Raw genomic sequence first — 20997 nt, forward strand, 5'->3', positions numbered from 1 at the left:
TAACGGCGGCACCGACGCCGCGACCGGCACCAGAGGAGACTCCCAGCTACTCGCCGAGCACACGTCCGAGGTAGGAGTTGTGGAACATGCGCGTCGGATCGAGTCGATCCCGCACGGCGATGAAGTCGTCGAACCGCGGGTACCGGTCGCGCAGGTCCGAGGCATCCCGCGTGTGCATCTTGCCCCAGTGCGGTCGTCCGCCGAAGCGCAGCATCACCTCCTCCGCGGCTTCGAAGTACGCCGTCGGGTCTTCGCGGACGTACCGGTGCACCGCGATGTACGCGGTCTCGCGTCCTGACGCGGTCGACAGCCACAGATCATCGGATGCCGCGAACCTGACTTCGATGGGAAAGGAGATGCGCCACCCCTCGTCGGCGATGAGGGTGCGCAGGGCCGCGAAGGCGGGTACGGCGTGCTCGGCAGGCAGGGCGTACTCCATCTCACGGAAGCGCACGCTGCGCCGGTGGGCGAAGACGCGCGCCGAGTAGTCGGTCTGCTCGCTCGTGCCCGTGAGCTTCGTCGCGGCACGCGACACCGCGGGCACGACGCCGGGAACCGCCGACCCGAGCGCGCACGTCGCGCGGTACACGCCGTTGGCCAGGAGGATCTCGTCGACCCAGCGCCGGACGACCGGAACCGGTTGGCGCACGTCGCTCTCGGGCAGGCGTGTCAGCGACGTGGTGAGCGCCACCTCGGTGTGCGGGAACCAGAAGAACTCCGTGTGGTCAGCCGCGCGCACACGCGCGGCGAGCCCGTCCAGGACGTCATCGAGCGGCTCGCGGCGCTCGACGGCGTGCAGCAGGAACGCCGGCACGCATTGGATCGTGATCTCGACGAGGATGCCCAGGGCACCGAGGCCGAGAGCGACCGCCGGCAGCAGATCGGTGTTCTCGTTCTCGTCGACGGTCATCCGCTCACCGTCGGCCTGCACGAGGGTGACGCCCGTGACCTGGGTCGCGAGTCCGCCGAACCGCGCACCCGTGCCGTGCGTACCGGTCGAGATCGCGCCGGCGAGCGACTGCCGGTCGATGTCGCCGAGGTTCTGCATCGCGAGCCCGTACCGCGCCAGCAGACGCGGGATCTGGTGCAGGCGGGTGCCGGCCAGCAGCGTCACGCGGGACAGCTCGCGGTCCACGCGCACGACACCGCTGAGATCGGTCAGATCCAGCAGCACCCCCGGCGCAACGGCGATGGCCGTGAAGCTGTGCCCCGCGCCGACGGCTTTGACGCGCATCCCCCGTGCGGCCGCCGCTCGGACGGAACGCTGCACGGCCGACACCGACCGCGGAAACTCGATGCGCTGCGGCCGCACCGAGACCGAACGCGCCCAGTTGTGCCATGTCCCGCCCGGACGCGTCACAGGAAGGCCTTCCCCTCGCCGCGATAGGTCGGCAGCTCGTCGACGACGGCTCCGTCATCGACGACGTGATATCGGTCGAGCCGCTCGGCGAGCTCGCCGCTCTTCGCGTGGCGGAACCACACCCGGTCTCCGACCGACAGCATGCGCGCCGCTTCGCCCTGCAGCGGGGTCTGCACCTCGCCGGCGCCTTCGCGAGGCAGCATCCGCAGTCCCTCCGGCCACACGGGTCGCGGCTGTCGACTCGCCGCCGGCGGGCCCGATGCCACCCATCCCCCGCCGAGCACCGTGGCGATGTCGGGGCGGGGTTTGCGGACGACCTCGAGCGCGAAGGCTGCGGCCGGCGCCGGGTCGAAGGCGCGGTAGCCGTCGAAGAGGTGTCCCGCGAGCAGTCCGCTGCCTGCCGTGAGCTCGGTGACCGACTGATCGGATGCCGTGAGCTCGAGCGAGCCCGTCCCCCCGGCGTTGACGAACTCGAGCGGCGCGACATCGCGCAATGCCGCGACGATCGCCGCTCGCCGGTCGAGCAGCTCGTGCGCCGAGCGGCGCTGCATCCAGCGGATCGCCGCATCGCCCGCCCCCGTGGCATCGCCCTGCCCCGCGATCTGGGCTTCGTACATCATCAGACCGACGAGACGGAAGCCGTCGCGAGCCGCGATCGAACGGGCGAGAGATGCCACCTCCCCCGGCTCGTGCAGAGGCGAGCGGTGCACCCCGATGTGCCCGAGGCCGGGTGCCCGCCAGGACGCGTCGGCGTCGATCGCGACCCGCAGCTCGGGCCGCGCTCCGGGTGCGGCGACGGTGTCGACGAGGTCGAGCTGCGCGGCGTCATCGATCATGAGCGTGATGCGGGAGGCCGCTCGCTCATCGGCGGCGAGCGCAGCGATCGAGGTGCGGTCGGCCGTGGGATAGCCGAGCACGACGTCCTCGTGCGTATCGGCGAGCCAGAGCGCCTCGGGCAAGGTGAAGGCGAGCACGCCGCGGTAGCCCGCGAGGGCGAGAGTCGCATCGAGCACTCCGCGCACACGCACCGACTTGCTCGCGATACGGATCGGCACGCCGCCCGCGCGCACCACCATGTCGAGGGCGTTGTGGCGCAGCGCCGCGACGTCGATCACCCCGACAGGCCCCGAGATGTCGGCGACAGCGCGGGTCAGCGTCGTCCAGTGCCGAGCGGGTTCGGGCCAGGTGGGAGCCGAGGTGGCCGTCGCGAGCAGGTCCATGCGCCCCAGCCTACGAGGCCGTTGCGCACGGCACCCGCGTGCGGTTCGATGTGGGCATGACCACTGCCATCCACTACCTTGCGCCCGGCACGAGTCGTCCCGCGTGCGGGGACACGAGCCCGGACGCTCTGTCGTCGGGGTCCCTCGCTTTGGTGACGTGCACGGCGTGCGCACGCGTCGTCACGACGCCGCGCCGGCCGACGCCACACGGGCGAACCAACTGACGCGCGCGAAAGAGCACCGTCGTGCCCCCGGTGGGACTCGAACCCACACTTCAGCGATTTTAAGTCGCCCGCCTCTGCCATTGGGCTACGGGGGCATCGTCGTCGACGACACCCACGCTATCGGTCAGCTCGAGACAGCGGCCTTCTCGGCGTCGGCGTTCTTCGCATCGGCCGACTTGCCCTGGTCACGGGGTTCGGCCGGCGGCGTGACGGCCGGCTGCGTCGGACGAGGGCGGGCGGCGAACTCTTCGAAGACGTAGCGCGGGCTCTGCACGGTCTCGAGGTTGACGAGGTCGCGACCCAGCCAGAAGTTGTTCCACCAGCCGCCGATCACGCGCCACTTGCGCTCCCACGACGGCATCGCGAGGCCATGGTAGCCACGGTGCGCGACCCAGGCGACGAAGCCCTTGAGTGCGATCTTGCCGGACTGGAAGACGCCGTTGTAGAGACCGAGGCCAGCGACGGCGCCCAGGTTGTGGTGGACGTACTCGCGCGGCAGCTCGCCGCGCAGGACACCGACGATGTTCTTGGCGAGCAGCTTCGCCTGACGCACGGCGTGCTGCGCGTTGGGCACGCAGTAGCCGCCCACGCCGCCGCCCGAGAGGTCGGGCACGGCCGAGATGTCGCCGGCCGCCCAGGCGCCCTCGACGATCTCGTCAGCGGTGCCGACGCGCAGGTCGGGGCGGGTCTGGATGCGACCGCGCTCTTCGACGGGCAGGTCGCTGCCGCGCACGACGGTCGGGTTCGCCATGACGCCGGCGGTCCAGATGATGAGGTCGGTCGGGATCGTCTCGCCGGTCGACAGCTGGACGTTGCCGTCGACGGCACCGGTCACCTGGGTGTCCAGGTGCACCGAACCGCCGCGCTCGGCGAGGCTCTTGAGCACCCACTCGCTCGTCTTGAGCGAGACCTCGGGCATGATGCGCCCCATCGCCTCGACGAGGTGGAAGTGCGTGTCATCGAACGTGATCTGCGGGTAGCTCTTCACGAGCGAGGATGCCAGCGAGCGCAGCTCGGCGAACACCTCGATGCCGGCGAACCCGCCGCCGACGACGACGACGGTGAGCAGACGGTCACGCTCGGGTCCGGGCGGCAGCACGGACGCCTTGTCGAAGTTCGACATCAGGCGGTCGCGGATCGCGACGGCCTCTTCGATGGTCTTGAGACCGATCGCGTTGTCGGCGATGCCCGGGATCGGGAATGTGCGCGACACGGCACCGGCGGTCACGACGATCTGGTCGTACTCCTGCTGGTACGGCTCGCCTGCGACGGGGGTGATCGTCGCGACCTTGCGGGCGTGATCGATTCCCGTGACCTTCGCCGCGATGACGGCGGTGCGCTTGAGGTGACGACGCAGCGCCACGACGGAGTGACGCGCCTCGATCGAGCCGGCAGCTACCTCGGGAAGGAACGGCTGGTACGTCATGTACGGCAGCGGATCGACGATCATGACTTCGGCTTCGCCCTTGCGGAGAAGCTTCTCCATCTTCCAGGCGGTGTAGAAGCCCGCGTATCCGCCTCCGACGATGAGGATTCTGGGCACAGTGTTGCTCACGGCGGGGAAAACTCCTCGTGGATCAGCGGCTCGGCGCGCGGGACGCCATTCGGATGCGTCGGACAGTTGCAGTGACGCCGAGCCCCATCAGTATAGCGGTGGACGTCAGCACCAGGAGCGGGAGCGTGCCATACAGCAGAGACTCATACGACGGCAGCAAGGGGGAAGCTTCCACCGGCCCGTCAGCGACCGGCGGCAGAGGGTCGATGTCGACGGGGCCGCCCGTCGGCGCGGGCGCGGGTGCGGCATCCGCTCGGCGGTAGAGGCGGACCCACTCTTCCAGGCTGCCCATCGGATTGGACGAGACGGCGGGAACATCCGCCGAGATCGCGGCAGCGGCATCCACGAGACCGTATCCGTATAGCGGGTCGGGGTGCGCCGTCGCCAGCGGAGACGGTCGCGCCGTCTGGATGATGCGGTTGATGACGTTGTTCGCGTCGAGGTCGGGGTGCGCGGAGCGCACGAGCGCTGCGATGCCGGCGACGATGGGGGCCGCCCCGCTCGTGCCCTTCCACAGCACGACCTGGCCATCGGCTGCGATGCCGAGCAGGTTCTCGCTCGGCGCCGAGACGCCGATCGTGATCCCCTGCGTCGAGGCTTCGACGCTCGCGCGTCCCTCGGGGTCGACGCCGCCGACGGTGAGGACGCCCGGGATGGTCGCGGGGGCGCCGACGCGCGACGTTCCGCTCGCGCGGTTGCCCGCCGCGACGACGACGACGACGTCGTTCTCGTAGGCGTAGAGGAAGGCTTCGTCCCAACTGCGGTCCCAGTCGGGCACGTTGGTCGTGAGCGAGAGGTTGATGACGTCAGCGCCGTTGTCGACCGACCAGCGCATCGCCTCGGCGATCTGGTCGACGAAGGGCACGGAGGCGGCAGCTCCGAAACCGACCGACACCGACAGCAGCTCCGCTTCGGGCGCGACGCCGATCATGCCTGTCCCGGGCCCCGTGCCGCGCGCCGCGGCGAGCGAGGCCACGAGCCCCCCGTGACTGCGATCGACCGTGCCGACGGGCTTGCGGCCTTCGGGACCGCCGGTTCCCGAGACATCGATGCCGCCCACGACGGCACCATCGAACTCGACGGGGCCCCGTGCGATGCCGGTGTCGATGATCGCGATGCGAACACCCTCGCCCCGGGTCGTCTGCCAGGCCTCTTCGATGCCGTACTCGTCCAGCCAGTACTGCATTCCGCGGATGGGGTCGATCTCGGGCACGTCCGCAACGGCCGGGGCGGCGGCCAGCGGAGCGACGAGCGACAGCAGGAGCGCGCCGGCCGCGAGCGCGCCGCGCCTCACCCCGCGGCTCCCGGCTGGGCGCATACGCAGCGCTCGGGCGACCACGACGACAACGCGAGCGCCCGGTCACCGAAGGGGTTGACGCCGGGTCCTGCCGCGAGCGCGTGCGCGAGCACGGCGTGCAGGCACTTGATGCGGGTCGGCATGCCGCCCGCGGAGATGCCTTCGATCTCGGCGACCTCGCCGTAGGGCGCACGGTCGGCGAGGTAGGCCTCGTGTGCGCGCTGATACGCCGCGCGCACGTCGTCGTCGTTCGCGAGGTCGTCGGTGAACTCCCGCATCACCTGACCCGCTTCCAACGTCGACATCGCCGCCGTCGCGGCGGGATGCGTCAGGTAGTAGAACGTCGGGAACGGCGTGCCGTCGTCCAGGCGCGGCGCCGTCGCGGCGACCGTCGGGTTGCCGCACACGCACCGCGCGGCGATGCCGACAACCCCCCGGGCTGGACGCCCGAGTTGGTCGCGCAGGACCGCGAGATCGGCGTCGCTGACAGGCGGATAGGGAGGCGTAGGCACGCTCTCCAGGTTACCCGGCACCTCCGGGAGACAGCTGAATCTCCTCACCCCTCGGGCGAGTCCGCCGGCTCCGGGTCGGGCACGCCGATCGTCGGCGGCGCGACCGTCTGCGCGAGGCCCGCTTCGGTGAGCGAGCGCACGAACTGCGACATCCAATCGGTGCGCGTCTGCTCGACGTCTTCGCTCACGGAATCGAGCTCCTGCGGACGCTGGTATGCGGGCAAATCGTTGTCGACGAGGTAGATGACCTCGCCCGGCTTGACGTAGTAGAGACGCTCGCGCGCCTGCGTCGTGATGTACGCGGGGTCGCGCCAGCGTTCGCGCTGCTCTTCGAGCGCGGTGACCTCTTCACGGCTCATCTGCACCGAGCGCTCGAGCGCCGACAGCTGCTGCTGCTGCTCGATGTACATGCCGATCGTGGGGACGAGCACGAACGCCGCGAGCACGACGAGCCCCAGCATGATCACCATGAAGCCCGACAGGCGGATGCCGCCGAGCCACTGCCTGACATCGACCTGACGCGCTTCGCGCGAGCGCCGGGCACGAGAAGGGGAAGCCGTCGTCTTCGCCACGGCTTCCCCCTTTGCGTGAGCAGCCCGCGCCCGGGCGTATCTGGATCTAGGCCTTGAAGCGCGGGAAGGCCGAGCGACCCGCGAAGACCGCGGCGTCGCCGAGGTCTTCCTCGATGCGCAGAAGCTGATTGTATTTCGCAACGCGCTCGCTGCGGGCGGGCGCGCCGGTCTTGATCTGACCGCAGTTCACCGCGACGGCGAGGTCGGCGATCGTGGTGTCCTCGGTCTCGCCGGAACGATGCGAGAGCATCGAGCGGTAGCCGTTCTGCGTCGCGAGAGCGACGGCGTCCAGCGTCTCGGACAGCGTTCCGATCTGGTTCACCTTGACCAGAAGCGCGTTGGCCACTCCGAGGTCGATCCCCCGCTGAAGTCGCTCGGGGTTCGTCACGAACAGGTCGTCGCCGACGAGCTGCACCTTCGAGCCGAGCCTGTCGGTGAGAACCTTCCAGGCGTCCCAGTCGTCTTCGTCGAGGGCATCCTCGATCGTGACGATCGGGTAGTTCGCGACGAGGTCCGCGAAGTAGTCCGTCAGCTTCTCGGCCGACCAGGACTGCCCCTCGACGGTGTAGACGCCGTCGTCGAAGAACTCCGTGGCGGCGACGTCGAGCCCGACGGCGATATCGGTGCCGGGCGTGTAGCCGGCCTTCTCGATCGCGCGCATGAGGAAGTCAAGACCGTCGCGGTTGCTCGGCAGGTCGGGGGCGAAGCCGCCCTCGTCGCCGAGTCCCGTCGCGAAGCCCGCAGCCTTCAGCTCGCCCTTGAGGACGTGGTAGACCTCGGTGCCCCACCGCAGCGATTCGGCGTAGGTCTCGGCACCGATCGGCGCGAGGAAGAACTCCTGGAAGTCGATGCCGTTGTCGGCGTGCTCGCCGCCGTTGATGACGTTGAACAGCGGCACCGGGAGAACATGTGCGTTGGGACCGCCGAGGTAGCGGAACAGGGGCAGGTCGGCAGCATCGGCGGCCGCCTTCGCGACGGCGAGCGAGACGCCCAGGATCGCGTTGGCGCCGGTGCGCGACTTGTTCTCAGTGCCGTCGGTCTCGATGAGGATCTCGTCGACGATGCGCTGCTCGCTCGCCTCGACTCCCTCAAGGGCCGGTCCGAGCTCGTCGATGACGGCGGCGACGGCCTTCTGAACGCCCTTGCCGCCGTAGCGGCTCTTGTCGCCGTCGCGCAGTTCGTACGCCTCGAACGCTCCGGTCGATGCGCCGGAGGGGACGGCCGCACGCTGGACGGTGCCGTCATCGAGCAGCACCTCCACTTCGACGGTCGGGTTGCCGCGCGAATCCAGGATCTCGCGCGCGCCTACAGCCTCGATGAGTGCCACGGGGGACTCCTTAGGTCGTGGAAGTGGGGATCGGCGGAGCGTCGTCGGTCCGTCGGTGCGAGTCTAGTGATCGGACGCCCTTTCGGAACGGCCCCGGCCACTCCCCGGCCGCCCCCGGAGCCCGCCGGGGATGTGTCACCCGCCGTTATACGACCAGCGCGATGGCGATGCCGTCCCAGCCCTTCGCGTCGAGCGTCTGGATCGCCGTCGCATCGAAGCGGGGGTCACGGCCCAGCATCTCGAGGCCGCGCTGCACGCCGATGATCTGCGGGTCCTCGGTCGCCGGATCGGCCACCTCGCCCGAGCGGACCGTGTTGTCGACGACGACGATGGTTCCCGCCCGCCCCAATCGCGCGGCCCAATCGAGGTAGATCGTGTTCGACTCCTTGTCGGCGTCGATGAAGACGAGGTCGAACGGCTCGCCGCCCTGAAGTGTCGGCAGCACATCGGCGCCGCGACCGAGCGCGATCTCGACCCGGTCTCCCACGCCGGCGCGGTCGAGGTTTCTGCGCGCGACCTCGGCGATGTGCGGCTCGGCCTCGATCGTCACGACGCGGCCACCCTCGGGAAGCGCGCGGGCGAGCCAGATCGTCGAGTACGCGCCCAACGTTCCGATCTCGAGCACGCGACGTGCGTGGGACACGCGGGCGAGCAGGTGCAGGAGCTTGCCGTTGACGGGAGCGACCTCGATCGACGGCAGGCCTGCTGCCCGCTGATCGGCGACGGCCTCCTCGAGGTCGGCGTCATGGCCGACGAGCGTGTCGGTCAGGTAGGCGTCGACCCGACGCCAGGAGTGCGGGTCGGGAAGAGGTTGGTTCACCCGTCCAGACTCGCCGGACCCTCTGCGTCCGTCAACCCGGCGGCGATCGGCGGGTCTGCGCTTTCGCGCGCGCCGCCATCGTGGCCAAGAGCGCGGCCCCGGTCTCGGCATCGTCGACCGTGACGACGAAGGTGCGCCCGTTCGACCTCGAGACCTCGATGCACGATCCCGTCCGCAACACGGCACCGTATCGACCGTCGGGCGACCAGCGCATGCCCCACCCGCCGAAGTCGGCCATGGGGTTCACGTGCGATGCCGTCACCGCCGCGACGTCGCTCGCGGCGATTCGGAACCTCGGGATCCCGAGCGCCGAGCGCACCGTGAGCCCGGACGCATCGACCACGACGTGGAAGACCGTGTTGGAGGCGATGAGGAGCGCCATCAGCGCGCCGAGGCCGAGGCCGATCCACCCAGCGCCCGACTCCCCCGAGAGGATCATCCCCACTCCGATCGCGACGAGAAGCGCCACGGCGCCGGCGAGCAGGATCATGCCCCCGCGCGACATGACGGCCGAGCGGATCCAGACCGCCTGCACGCCCTCGGCGAGCGGCAGCGGTGCGATCTGCGCGAGGGCGGCACGCGGCGGCGCCGCCGGCAGCGACGCCCACGCGATCGCGACCCCGACAGCGCCGGCCACGACGCCGACGAGCATGCTCGGCCAGATCGTCGGGGCATCCGTCGCCTCATCGGCTCCCACCTGTGCGAGCACGGCGGTCGTCATCAGCACGACGATGAAGGCCGTCGTGCCGAGCGACACCGCGCCGATGAAGCGGTAGGAGCCGCCGCCGTGGTCCGCGCGCGGGTCGACGCGGCGCGGCCACAGGGCGGGTCCGACGACGATGAGCGGCAGCAGCACCCCGATCACGGCCGTCAGTGCGAGGGCGACCCAGGCGGGAGCGTGCCCGTCGGGCTGCCCGCTCACCCCCCAGTGGATCACGATCTGCGCGGGAAGGCGCGGCAGGCAGATCGCCTGGATGATCATGCCGACGAGGGCGAGCGCGACGGGGACGACCAGACCGACGACGCGCAGCCGGGAGGCGACCTCCCGGCTCATCGCGCCGTTCCCCGTCGACCGGGAGAGCGGAGGCTCACGTGTCGTGTTCGATGATCCCCACGTCCTGCCGGTGGTCGTCAGGGTCGCCGGGTGGGAAGACCGCGACCTCGGGCCTCTTGCGCAGCGAGAGGGCGCTGGCGACCGCCCCACCCCACACGACGACGATCGACAGGACGAGGAACGTGATGGCGAGGGGGGTCATCGGGACGCCTTTCGCTGAGCCGACAGGGTTTTCGGCGCCGGGGGAAATGGCGGCCAGGCCTCGAAGTCATCCGGCGAGCGCTTCCACCGAAGCGCGGTCAGCACGGCGGCGCCGACCACGATGACCCCGATCGTGCCCCAGCCGAAGGTGAGGAGGTACCAGTCGGGCAGGCCGCCGTAGCCTTCCGTGACGAGCACGATGATGCGCTGCACGAGCATGTAGCCGAGGACAACCGGACCGAGGACACCGACCAGGAAGATCCACCAGCCGCCGACACGGAAGGTCGAGAGGGTATTGAGGTGGTAGCGCAGCTCGGGCCCCTTGCGCGCGACCCACACGACCAGGATCGTCAGGAACACCGCGGATGCGACGATGCCGATGTTGTTCGCCCACTGGTCGACCGTGTCCAGCGCGAGCAGACCCGTCGTCGTCGAGAAGATGAGGATCGACAGCACGGCCGACACGACGCCGACACCGATCGATGCCGTGCGGCGCGTCCACCCGAACTTCTCCTGCACGGCCGCCGAGACGACTTGCAGGATCGACACGAGCGACGTGAAGCCGGCAAGGGTCAGCGAGCCGAAGAACAGGCATCCGAAGATCGGGCCGCCCGGCATCTGCGACACGATCGCGGGGAACGTGATGAACGACAGTCCGACGCCCGTCAGCCCTTCGAGCTCGTCGACCGCGATCCCCTGCTGGAAGGCGAAGAATCCGAGCGTCGCGAAGACGCCGATGCCGGCGAGGATCTCGAACGACGAGTTCGAGAACGCCACGACGAGACCCGGCGTCGTGAGGTTGGACTTGCGGCGGCGATACGACGCGTAGGTCACCATGATGCCGAAAGCGATCGACAGCGAGAAGAAGATCTGGCTGTACGCCGCGATCCACACGTTCGGGTTCCCCAGTGCCTCCCAGTCCGGCGTGAACAGGGCGTTGAGGCCCTCGGCCGCGCCGTCGAGGAAGAGCGCACGCACGACCAGCACGGTGAAGGCGACGACGAGCACCGGCAGCGCGATCATGTTCGTGCGCTGCACGCCCTTGGCGACACCCGCCGCCATCACGATGATCGCAACGACCCAGACGATCGCGAGCGGAATGAGTACGCCCGGCACGAACTCGAGGCTGAAGCCCGGATCGCCGACCTTCAGGTAGTCGTTCATGAGGAACGCGCCCGGGTCATCGCCCCAGCGCAGATCGAACGAGAAGACGAAGAAGCTCAGCGCCCATGCGATGACGGCGGTGTAGTACAGCGCGATGACGAAGGCGATCATCGCCTGGAACCAACCGAGGGCCTCGAACAGGCCCTTGCCCCGGCGTGCGAGCCGGCGGAACGCCGTCGGCGAGGCGCCGCGGAAGCGATGGCCGATCGCGTAGTCGAGGAAGAGGATGGGGATGCCGGCGGTCAGCAACGCGATCAGGTACGGGATGAGGAAGGCGCCGCCGCCGTTCTCGTACGCAACACCCGGGAACCGCCAGATGTTGCCGAGACCCACCGCCGAGCCGATCGCGGCAATGATGAAGCCGACCTGGCCGGTCCATTGCTCGCGGGGCTTCTCGGTGCTCACTCCGGTGCGCGACTGTGCTGTGGCCACAGGTAACTCCCTCGTCAGTGTGACGACCGCGCGCAATCTGGGGGGGGTGCGGCGGTCACCGGAACGCTACCAGCCTCGTGCGCGTGCGCGCGAACCGCGCGGATCGCCGCTGCTCAGCCGAGCGGCTTGATCTCGAGGTCCGCGCGCGTCGCGCCGGCTGCCACGGTGGCGAACGCCGTGTACCCGTCGGATGCCGCGCGCTCGAGAAGCGCCTTGAGGTTCTTCGTGCGCCGCTCCAGGCGCACGCGCGAGCCCTCGGCGACGAGGGCTGCCTTGATCGCGATGAGCTCGTCCTGTGCCGTGTCGCGGTCGTGCACCAGGACGACGGCCGACGCTGCGGCATCCGCTCCCTCATGGACCAGGTCGACGATGCGCTCGAAGCCGATCGAGAAGCCCACGGCGGGCGCGTCCTGTCCGAGGAAGCGACCGATCATGCCGTCATAGCGGCCTCCGCCGCCGAGCGAGTAGCCGACGGACGGGTGTGCGAGCTCGAAGATCGTTCCCGTGTAGTACCCCATGCCGCGCACGAGGAAGGGGTCGAAGACGAGGGGGATGTCGGCGGCTTCAGCCGCCGCGTCAGCCGACGGGCGTGCCGCGGCCACGGCCGCGCCGATGCCAACGAGGTGCGCGACGATGTCGTCGGGCGCCCCCTCGGGAAGCATCCTGCGGATCTGGCGCTCGCTGTACGGGATGTACTCGAGCGTCATGGGGCGGGTGAGGAATGCCTCGAGGGCGTCGACGGCGGCGGGCGTCACGGCCCGGTCCCGCAGCTCGGACACGACGCCGGCGGGCCCGACCTTGTCGAGCTTGTCGATCGTGATGAGCACGCCGGGGCGCTCACCGGGGGCGAAGCCGAAGCTGTCCAGCATCCAATCGAGGATTCGGCGGTCGTTGATGCGCACCGTGCCGCCATCGAGCCCCAGGGTGTCGAGCGTGTCGAGCGTCGCCACGACGAGCTCGGCCTCGGCGCGCGCCGTGGCGTCTCCGATGATGTCGATGTCGCACTGCACGAACTGGCGGTAGCGGCCCTTCTGCGGGCGCTCGGCACGCCACACGGGGGCGATCTGGATCGCGCGGAAGACACTCGGCAGCTCACCGCGGTGGCTGGCGTAGAACCGCGCGAGAGGCACGGTCAGGTCGTAGCGCAGCCCCAGGTCGGTGAGGGCCGACGGGTCGTCGGCGGCGGCGCGGATCGCATCACTGTCGAGACCGCGCTTGAGCACGTTGTACGCGAGCTTCTCGTTGTCGCCGCCGATGCCGGCGTGCAGGCGCGCGTACTCCTCCATGACGGGGGTCTCGATCTCGTCGAACCCGTGCGCGCGGTAGCGCTCGCGGATGACGGCGAGCACACGCTCGCGGCGGGCCTTATCGGCGGGGAGGAAGTCGCGCATGCCGCGCGGCGGATTGACGGATGCCACGGCTCTATCTTTCCAGGTCTCGCAGCTGCTCTTCGGTCGCACGGATCTCGGCCTCGAGGTCGCGCAGCCGCACCCGCAGTGCGCGCTCTGCATCCCACCCGTTGGCGCGGGCGACCGCGACGAGCCCGAGCAGCGCGTCGCCGAGTTCGGCCTCGGTCGTCGGCTCGTCGACGACCTCAGGGGCCGGGTCAGAAGGTGAGCCCGCTTCGGGGCGCTGAGCTCGTGGAAGCGTCGCCGCCTTGCCCAAGAGCTTCTGCGCGAGCGCGAGCGAAGGCATCCGGTCGCTGACGCCGTCGAGAACGCTGGTGCGCTCGTGCTTCTCTGCGGCCTTTGCGGCGTTCCAGTGCACGAGCACCTCATCGGGGGTGCGCGCGACGGCGTCGGCGAAGACATGCGGATGCCGCCTCATCATCTTGTCGGTGAGCCCCCGGGCGACGTCGTCGATGTCGAACGGCTCGACGGCGTCGCGCGAGGCGATCTCGGCGTGGAACAGCACTTGCCAGAGCAGGTCGCCGAGCTCTTCACGCAGCTCGGCGGGCGTGCCGTCCTCGACGGCGTCGATGACTTCGGCGCTCTCCTCGACGAGGTACGGCACGAGGTCGCGATGATCGATCTGCTGGGTCCACACACAGCGATCCCGCACGGCGCGCATCGTCTCAGCCGCGGCACGGAGGGCATCGGGCTGCGAGCGCGGGTCGGGTGCGGCATCCGTCATGCGATCTGGCCCTTCGTCTCCTCCTGCGGCGGCAGCTTCTCGTCACGGGTCTCCGGCGACATGCGGCGATAGTGCAGCGCGCGCTGCGCGACGAGCGCAGCCGCCAGCACGATCGAGATCACCGAGCCGGCGAGCACGCCGAGCGTCGCCTCGTCGCGCATGAGCGGGCTGTCCGCGAACGCGAGCTCGGACAGCAGCAGCGACACCGTGAAGCCGATCCCGCCGAGCGCGCCGGCCGCGACGAGGTCGAGGAACGCCAGATGCGGCGCCGTCCCGCGTTTGCCGATGCGCAGCGATATCCATCCCGCGATCGTGATGCCGATGATCTTTCCCACGGGCAGCGCCACGAGGATGCCCCAGAACGCCGGCGAGAGCTCGGTGGGAGACACCATCGGGATCACCACGAGCGCCGCAGAGAAGGCGAACAGCGGCAGGACGAGCCCGTTCACGAACGGTTCGAGCGTGTGACGCGTGCGCATCGCGGGCTGCTGCGCCATCACGAGGCCGAGCGCGACACCGGCGATCGTCGCGTGCACGCCCGAGAGGTACACGAGCACCCACGTCGCCGACCCGAGCACGACGAGCCCTCCGATGACGGCGCCGTCCGCACGCGAGCCGAGCATGCGGCTCAGAACGGCGAAGATCGCCACGGCGACGACGGCGAGCGCGAGCAGGCCGACGTTGACGTCGTTCGTGAAGAGCACCGCGATGAAGACGATGCCCACGATGTCGTCGAGGATCGCCAGCGCGAGGAGGAAGATCCGGATGCCGCTGGGCAGGCCCTTGCCAAAGACGGCGAGCACGCCCAGGGCGAAAGCGATGTCGGTCGCCGTGGGGATGGGCCATCCCCCGGCGGCGTCGGACCCGCCGGCGAAGAGCAGGAACACCCCGATCGGCACGAGGACTCCCCCCGCGGCAGCGATCGCCGGCTGCAGGGCCTTGCGTGCGGAGTTGAGCTCCCCCACCGTCAGCTCGTACTGCAGCTCGATCGCGACCACGAAGAAGAAGATCGCGAGCAGACCGTCCTGCACCCAGTGTCCGACGGACATCTCTAAGACGCCCGGGATGCCGAGGTACGTCGCCTTTATCTCGGCGATGGCAGGGCCTATCGGCGAATTGGCCAGGACCAGACCGAGGATGGCTGCGGCCAGCAGCAGGACGGCGGGAAAGCGCGCGGAGCGGAGCAGGGACATGGGCCTCTTTCGAGTGAGTCGGCAGGGTACGGCAGCACCGTGCCGACCAGACTTCCCGGCTCACCGCGGCCCAGTGTACCCAGACGTGGTCAGTCCACGCGCGTGTCCTTCGCGTGGCGGGCGAGACTCTGCCCGTAGCGCTCCGTGAGCTGCACCATGAGGTCGGGGGTCTCGGCGTCGAGGCCGAAGACGTAGCCGGGGAAATCGAGTTCGCGCTGCGCCGCCCAGATCTCCTCGTGGCGCTCCGGCGGCAGGATCCGGGCGGGCTCGCCGACAGCGACCCATCCGATCGGGACGACCGACTCGGGCGGCAGAGTCGTGCGCAGGTGCACGACGGCGTTGATGCGGATGTCGCTTCGCGCACCGATCCGGGCGCCGTTGAAGACGCGGGTCCCGGTCGCCAGGAACACTTCGTCCTCGATCGTCGCGCCCGAAACGCTGGCCATCGGCCCGACGAGCACGTGGTCTCCGATGTGCACGGGATTCGTCGCCGTCGCGCGAACGAGCGCATTCTCCATGACGATCACGTCGTGCCCGAGCGTGACCCGACCTCCCTCGGAGGTGAGGACGGCTCCGTGCAGCACTTGACACTCGGGGCCGATCTGAACGTCTCCGCTGATGACAGCAGTCGGTGCGATGACCGCCGTGGGGTGGATGCGGGGCTCGACCCCGAGATGCGTGAACCTCATCGTTCCTCCTCGGTCGGCGCTCAGCGTAGCGCGCCCTGACGCGCGTGGCATCCGCTCAGGAGTCGCGCGCGTTAGGCTGATGTCTCTCATCCGTGCCGATGCGCGTCACCCGCGCACCCCCCGGACAGCCACGCACAATCCGCGTCGCACCCGGCAGCCCACGAACCCGTGGGTGGGGATCGCCGGTTCCGGGTGCTATCGCTCCGGCCAGAAAGTGCTCTCCGTGACCGAACCGCTCGCCGCTCTTCCGCCCGCCGTCACCGAGGTGTTCGACACCGTTCAGGCACGCAACCCCCACGAACCCGAGTTCCTCCAGGCCGTGCACGAGGTGCTCGAGTCGATCGGTCCCGTGCTCGAGCAGAATCCCGAGTTCGTCGACGGCGGCATCGTGGAGCGGCTCGTCGAGCCCGAACGACAGATCCTGTTCCGCGTGCCGTGGGTTGACGACAGCGGGCGTCTGCGCGTAAACCGCGGATTCCGCGTGCAGTTCTCGTCGGTGCTCGGGCCGTACAAGGGCGGACTGCGCTTCCACCCGTCCGTGAACCTCTCGATCGTGAAGTTCCTCGGCTTCGAGCAGGTGTTCAAGAACGCGCTCACGGGCCAGGGCATCGGCGGAGCGAAGGGCGGCAGCGATTTCGACCCGCACGGCCGCTCCGGCGGTGAGGTCATGCGCTTCTGCCAGGCGTTCATGGACGAGCTGTACCGCCACCTCGGCGAGCACACCGACGTCCCCGCGGGCGACATCGGTGTCGGCGCGCGTGAGATCGGCTACCTCTTCGGCCAGTACCGCAAGATCACGAACCGTCACGAATCAGGCATGTTCACCGGCAAGGGCGTGCAGTGGGGCGGCGCCGAAGTGCGCACCGAGGCGACCGGCTACGGCGCGGTGTTCTTCGCGCAGGAGATGCTGGGCGTGCGCGGTCAGTCGCTCGCGGGCCTGCGCGTCGGTGTGTCCGGCTCGGGCAACGTCGCCATCTACGCCATCAAGAAGGCCTGGCAGCTGGGCGCGACCCCCGTGACGGCTTCGGACTCGTCGGGTTACGTCGTCGACGACGCCGGCATCGACGTCGAACTGCTGCGCCAGATCAAAGAGACCGAGCGCGCTCGGATCTCGGAGTACGCCGCACGCCGGCCGTCGGCACGATTCGTCGAGGGTGCTCGCCCGTGGGAAGTGCCCGTCGACATCGCGATTCCGGCGGCGACCCAGAACGAGCTCGACGAGCGGGACGCCCGCGCGCTCATCGCCAACGGAGTGCGTGCGGTCGCCGAAGGGGCGAACATGCCGTCGACGCCCGGCGCTGTCGCGGCCTTCCAGGCCTCCGGCGTGCTGTTCGGGCCGGGCAAGGCCGCCAACGCGGGCGGTGTCGCGACCTCGGCGCTCGAGATGAGCCAGAACGCGTCACGCCAGCGCTGGACGTTCGATGACAGCGAGGCGCGCCTGCGCGCGATCATGAAGGACGTCCACGATGCGGCCTTCGATGCCGCGGCACGCTACGGTCGCCCCGGCGACTACGTCGTCGGGGCCAACTCGGCTGCCTTCGAGCGTGTCGCGCAAGCGATGCTCGCGCAGGGCGTCATCTGACGCCTTTCGACGACGCGTGCGGTCAGCCGGCCTCGGCCGGCGCCGCATCCTTCTGCGGCCAGAGCTGATCGAGCAGCTGCGCGACCCACGCGATGAGCTCGCCGTCGCGCAACACTTCGCCGCCCGCGGTCGGCAGCGGGACGACGAGGGCGTCACCGCTCGAGACGAGCTTCGCCTTGGGGTACAGCCGCTGCAGCCGCACCCGCATCGAATCGGGCAGGTTCGCCGGGGCGATGCGCAGATTCGGTCCCATCGCGACGACGTCGGCCAGCCCCGCGCGCGCGGCGCGACGCCGCAGCCGCGCGACCGCGATGAGACCGTCGACGTCGCTCGGCAGGTCGCCGTAGCGGTCGGTGAACTCGTCGACGACGAGATCGATCGCGTCGTCCTTCGCCGTGAGCGACGCCGCAGCCGAGAGCTTCTGGTAGGCCTCGAGCCGCAGCCGTTCACTGTCGATGTACGACTCGGGGATCCGCGCCTGCACGGGCAGCTCGAGCCGCAGCTCGGTCGGACCCTCGACATCGTCGCCGCGGAACGTCGCGACGGCCTCTCCGATCATGCGCAGGTACAGGTCGAACCCGACCCCCGCGATGTGACCCGCCTGCTCGGCACCGAGCAGGTTGCCGGCACCGCGGATCTCGAGGTCCTTGAGCGCGACCTGCATGCCCGACCCGAGGTCGTTGTTGACGGCGATCGTCTCGAGGCGGTCCGCGGCGGTCTCGGACAGCGGCTTCGTCTCGTCGTAGAGGAAGTACGCGTACGCCCGCTCGCGCGCGCGCCCCACGCGTCCGCGCAGCTGATGCAGCTGCGACAGTCCGTATTTGTCGGCCCGGTCGATGATGATCGTGTTGGCGTTGGAGATGTCCAGGCCCGTCTCGACGATCGTCGTGCAGACGAGCACGTCGAACCGGCGCTCCCAGAACGCATCGACGACCTCTTCGAGGGCGTGCTCGCCCATCTGGCCGTGGGCGACGGCGATGCGCGCCTCGGGCACGAGCTCCGCGAGGTCGGCCGCGACCCGCTGGATCGACTGCACGCGGTTGTGCACGAAGAAAATCTGCCCCTCGCGCAGCAGTTCTCGCCGGATGGCCGCAGCGATCTGCTTGTCGTTGCGCGGACCGACGAACGAGAGGATCGGATGCCGGTCCTCGGGCGGCGTCTGCAGCGTCGACATCTCCCTGATGCCGGTGACCGCCATCTCGAGCGTGCGGGGAATCGGCGTGGCACTCATCGCGAGGATGTCCACGTTCATCTTCAGCTTCTTCAGCGCGTCTTTGTGCTCGACGCCGAAGCGCTGCTCCTCGTCGACGATCAGGAGCCCGAGGTCTTTGAAGATGACCTTCTCGGTGAGGATCCGGTGCGTCCCGATGACCATGTCCACCGTGCCGTCGGTGATCCCCGCGAGCACGTCGCGCGCCTGCTTGTCGGTCTGGAACCGCGACAGCGCTTTGACCTTGACGGGGAATCCGGCGAACCGCTCCGTGAACGTCTCGAAATGCTGCTTCACGAGCAGTGTCGTGGGCACCAGCATCGCGACCTGCTTGCCATCCTGGATTGCCTTGAAGGCCGCCCGCACGGCGACCTCGGTCTTGCCGAAGCCGACGTCGCCCGACAGCAGCCGGTCCATCGGGATCGGCTTCTCCATGTCGGCCTTGATCTCGTCGATCGTCTGCAGCTGATCGGGAGTCTCGGCGAACGGGAAGGCCTCTTCGAGTTCGCGCTGCCACGGTGTGTCCGGACCGAACGCGTGACCCTTGGCCGCCATGCGCGCCGAATACAACTTCACGAGCTCGACCGCGATGTCGCGCACGGCCCGGCGCGCCTTGCCCTTCGCCGCGGCCCAGTCGCTGCCGCCCATCTTGGACAGTGTCGGCGCTTCGCCTCCGACGTAGCGCGACAGCAGGTCGAGCTGATCGGTCGGCACGAACAGCTTGTCGCCCGGATACCCGCGTTTGGACGGCGCATACTCGAGCACGAGATACTCGCGCACGCTCTTGACCGGATTCCGCCCGCCGCTGGAGACCTCGCGCTGCGTCAGCTCGATGAAGCGCCCGATGCCGTGCGTGGCGTGCACGACGGGATCTCCAGGCTTGAGCTGGAGCGGGTCGACGACGTTCTTGCGGCGCGACGCGAGCTTCTTGACGACGCGCTGGTCGCCACCGATCGTGCGGCCGTAGAACTCGGTCTCGGTGAGCACGGCGAACTTCGCGTCGGCCACCTCGAAGCCGCGTTCGAGCGGTGTCGCGACGACGTACGCCACGCCGCCATCCGGAATACCAGAGAGGGTCTCGACCTTGCGCGCCGCGATGCCGCGTTCGGCGAGCACGTCCCGCGCGCGATCCACGAGGCCGCCGCCGGACGCGGCGACGACGACGCGCCATCCGTCGGCGAGCAACTGGCCGACATGCGCCGTCGCCCCGTCGACGTTGCCCTGGAACGAAGGCACGGATGCACCGGGCACGCGGATCGCCGAAGCCTGCTCGAGGGCGACGTCGATGTCGATGTCCTTGCCGGCCTCCTGAGCCGCGCGCAGCTCGGCGATCGCGTCGGCCGCACCGGAGTCGAAGGCGCTCAGCGTCCACCACACGGCGCCACGCTCGTGGGCAGCCTCACGCAGACGCGGCAGTGTGATGAAGTCCCCCGCGCCGAGGTCGATCGGTGCCTCCGCACCGGCCGTCGCGGCGCTCCACGCGGCCTCGAGGAACTCGCGGTTGGTCTCGCCGAGGGTGATGGCGCGCGCGACGGCACGCTCGGGGTCGACGAGGGCGATCGCGGCGCCCTCGGGCAGGTAGTCGACGAACGTGACGATCCGATCGGCGACGGCCGGCAGAAGCGACTCCATGCCCTCGGTCGGGATACCCTCGGCCATCTTCTCGAGCATGCCGCGCAGGCCCGGGAAATCATCCGCCAGGGCGCGGGCACGCTCGCGGACATCGCTCGTGAGCAGCAGCTCGCGGCTCGCGATGAGCTGCACGGCGTGCACGTCTCCGGGCAGCGAACGCTGGTCGGCGACCGAGAAGGCGCGGATCTGGTCGACCTCGTCGCCGAAGAACTCGATGCGGTAGGGGTGCGGGGCTGTGGGCGGGAAGACATCGAGGATGCCGCCGCGCACCGCGAACTCGCCGCGGCGCGACACCATGTCGACGCGCTGATACGCCAACTCGACGAGGCTCAGCGCGATCGTCGACAGGTCGTGGCCGCGTCCGCCGACCGAGAGCTCGACGGGGGGCACGTCGGTCAGGCCCGCGGCGAGGGGCTGGATCGCACCGCGCACCGAGGTCGTCACGACGAGGGGGGACGTGCCGTCCCACCGCGCGATGCGGCCGAGCACGTCGAGCCGGTTGCCGACGATCTCGGCCGACGGGCTGAGTCTTTCGTGCGGCAGGGTCTCCCACGCCGGGAAGTGCATGACCTCGGCGCCGGGAAGCACCGACCCGAGCGACGGCCCGAGCGCATCGGCGCGGCGGCCCGTCGGCGTGATGACCAGTAGCACGGGCGGATGACCCGCCGCGCGGCGCCTGTCGAGGAGCGCCGCGAGCAGCGGAGCGTCGAGGCCCTCGACGAGCGAGAAGTCGGCATCGACGGAGGCTGCGCTCGCGGCATCCCGGAAGGACTCAGCCTGTTCGAGGGCACGCACGATCCCGGGAACTGTCACCGCAGAA

At 69.7% G+C, this 20997-nt stretch carries 17 protein-coding genes and 1 tRNA gene; 1 reads left to right on the forward strand and 17 read right to left on the reverse strand.

Features of this window, described 5'->3' with window-relative positions; translation table 11 throughout:
• Positions 1–46 precede the first annotated feature (46 nt).
• The 16 genes from AC25Y0_RS10035 to AC25Y0_RS10110 form a co-directional block, all read right to left on the reverse strand.
• Positions 47–1360, reverse strand: a complete 1314-nt coding sequence (locus tag AC25Y0_RS10035) for a D-arabinono-1,4-lactone oxidase (RefSeq protein WP_488123898.1) — start codon at positions 1358–1360, stop codon at positions 47–49.
• Positions 1357–2580 carry an alanine racemase gene (locus AC25Y0_RS10040; protein WP_488134580.1) on the reverse strand — a complete coding sequence of 408 codons (1224 nt, stop codon included), beginning with the start codon at positions 2578–2580 and terminating at the stop codon, positions 1357–1359. Before AC25Y0_RS10040 ends, AC25Y0_RS10035 begins: the two co-directional genes overlap by 4 nt.
• Positions 2581–2826: 246 nt before the next feature.
• Positions 2827–2899 (reverse strand) — tRNA-Leu (locus AC25Y0_RS10045).
• Positions 2900–2928: 29 nt separating this feature from the next.
• Positions 2929–4347: an NAD(P)/FAD-dependent oxidoreductase gene (locus tag AC25Y0_RS10050; RefSeq protein ID WP_488134646.1), complete on the reverse strand. Its 1419-nt coding sequence runs from the start codon at positions 4345–4347 to the stop codon at positions 2929–2931.
• Positions 4348–4381: 34 nt separating this feature from the next.
• Positions 4382–5677 carry a S8 family serine peptidase gene (locus AC25Y0_RS10055; protein WP_488123896.1) on the reverse strand — a complete coding sequence of 432 codons (1296 nt, stop codon included), beginning with the start codon at positions 5675–5677 and terminating at the stop codon, positions 4382–4384.
• On the reverse strand, positions 5650–6168 hold the full coding sequence (locus AC25Y0_RS10060; RefSeq protein WP_488134581.1) for a DUF501 domain-containing protein: 519 nt from the start codon (positions 6166–6168) through the stop codon (positions 5650–5652). Before AC25Y0_RS10060 ends, AC25Y0_RS10055 begins: the two co-directional genes overlap by 28 nt.
• A gap of 44 nt (positions 6169–6212) precedes the next feature.
• Complete coding sequence (locus AC25Y0_RS10065) at positions 6213–6740, reverse strand: FtsB family cell division protein (RefSeq protein WP_488123894.1); 528 nt, start codon at positions 6738–6740, stop codon at positions 6213–6215.
• A gap of 46 nt (positions 6741–6786) precedes the next feature.
• The gene (gene eno / locus AC25Y0_RS10070; protein ID WP_488134582.1) at positions 6787–8067 is read right to left on the reverse strand and encodes a phosphopyruvate hydratase; all 1281 of its coding nucleotides are present in this window, start codon (positions 8065–8067) and stop codon (positions 6787–6789) included.
• A 145-nt stretch (positions 8068–8212) separates the two neighbouring features.
• Positions 8213–8887, reverse strand: a complete 675-nt coding sequence (locus tag AC25Y0_RS10075; protein WP_488134583.1) for an O-methyltransferase — start codon at positions 8885–8887, stop codon at positions 8213–8215.
• Positions 8888–8918: 31 nt separating this feature from the next.
• Positions 8919–9941, reverse strand: a complete 1023-nt coding sequence (locus AC25Y0_RS10080; protein ID WP_488134584.1) for a DUF1648 domain-containing protein — start codon at positions 9939–9941, stop codon at positions 8919–8921.
• 34 nt (positions 9942–9975) lie between these two features.
• On the reverse strand, positions 9976–10143 hold the full coding sequence (locus tag AC25Y0_RS10085; protein WP_488123890.1) for a methionine/alanine import family NSS transporter small subunit: 168 nt from the start codon (positions 10141–10143) through the stop codon (positions 9976–9978).
• Positions 10140–11738 carry a sodium-dependent transporter gene (locus AC25Y0_RS10090; protein ID WP_488123889.1) on the reverse strand — a complete coding sequence of 533 codons (1599 nt, stop codon included), beginning with the start codon at positions 11736–11738 and terminating at the stop codon, positions 10140–10142. Before AC25Y0_RS10090 ends, AC25Y0_RS10085 begins: the two co-directional genes overlap by 4 nt.
• 113 nt (positions 11739–11851) lie before the next feature.
• Positions 11852–13129, reverse strand: a complete 1278-nt coding sequence (hisS, locus tag AC25Y0_RS10095; RefSeq protein ID WP_488124040.1) for a histidine--tRNA ligase — start codon at positions 13127–13129, stop codon at positions 11852–11854.
• Positions 13130–13160: 31 nt separating this feature from the next.
• Positions 13161–13871, reverse strand: coding sequence for a nucleoside triphosphate pyrophosphohydrolase (locus AC25Y0_RS10100; RefSeq protein ID WP_488134585.1), 711 nt, complete (start codon positions 13869–13871; stop codon positions 13161–13163).
• A complete protein-coding gene (locus tag AC25Y0_RS10105; protein ID WP_488123887.1) occupies positions 13868–15064 on the reverse strand; it encodes a Na+/H+ antiporter NhaA in 1197 nt (398 codons plus the stop codon). Before AC25Y0_RS10105 ends, AC25Y0_RS10100 begins: the two co-directional genes overlap by 4 nt.
• A gap of 89 nt (positions 15065–15153) precedes the next feature.
• Positions 15154–15753: a gamma carbonic anhydrase family protein gene (locus tag AC25Y0_RS10110; RefSeq protein ID WP_488123886.1), complete on the reverse strand. Its 600-nt coding sequence runs from the start codon at positions 15751–15753 to the stop codon at positions 15154–15156.
• 223 nt (positions 15754–15976) lie between these two features.
• On the opposite strand from AC25Y0_RS10110, the gene gdhA reads away from it, so the two are divergent.
• Positions 15977–17335, forward strand: coding sequence for an NADP-specific glutamate dehydrogenase (gdhA, locus tag AC25Y0_RS10115; RefSeq protein WP_488123885.1), 1359 nt, complete (start codon positions 15977–15979; stop codon positions 17333–17335).
• Positions 17336–17357: 22 nt separating this feature from the next.
• Here gdhA and mfd read toward each other — a convergent pair whose 3' ends face one another.
• Positions 17358–20990, reverse strand: coding sequence for a transcription-repair coupling factor (gene mfd / locus AC25Y0_RS10120; RefSeq protein ID WP_488123884.1), 3633 nt, complete (start codon positions 20988–20990; stop codon positions 17358–17360).
• Positions 20991–20997 lie beyond the last annotated feature (7 nt).

The organism is Microbacterium sp. Y547, assembly GCF_057669785.1.

What these genes read in the sequence shown, in the direction of transcription:
- AC25Y0_RS10100 (WP_488134585.1), bottom strand. Translation starts at nt 13,871, where the DNA reads ATGACGGATGCCGCACCCGACCCGCGCTCGCAGCCCGATGCCCTCCGT.
- AC25Y0_RS10040 (WP_488134580.1), bottom strand. Translation starts at nt 2,580, where the DNA reads ATGGACCTGCTCGCGACGGCCACCTCGGCTCCCACCTGGCCCGAACCC.
- AC25Y0_RS10085 (WP_488123890.1), bottom strand. Translation starts at nt 10,143, where the DNA reads ATGACCCCCCTCGCCATCACGTTCCTCGTCCTGTCGATCGTCGTCGTG.
- AC25Y0_RS10105 (WP_488123887.1), bottom strand. Translation starts at nt 15,064, where the DNA reads ATGTCCCTGCTCCGCTCCGCGCGCTTTCCCGCCGTCCTGCTGCTGGCC.
- AC25Y0_RS10110 (WP_488123886.1), bottom strand. Translation starts at nt 15,753, where the DNA reads ATGAGGTTCACGCATCTCGGGGTCGAGCCCCGCATCCACCCCACGGCG.
- AC25Y0_RS10055 (WP_488123896.1), bottom strand. Translation starts at nt 5,677, where the DNA reads ATGCGCCCAGCCGGGAGCCGCGGGGTGAGGCGCGGCGCGCTCGCGGCC.
- AC25Y0_RS10080 (WP_488134584.1), bottom strand. Translation starts at nt 9,941, where the DNA reads ATGAGCCGGGAGGTCGCCTCCCGGCTGCGCGTCGTCGGTCTGGTCGTC.
- hisS (WP_488124040.1), bottom strand. Translation starts at nt 13,129, where the DNA reads ATGCGCGACTTCCTCCCCGCCGATAAGGCCCGCCGCGAGCGTGTGCTC.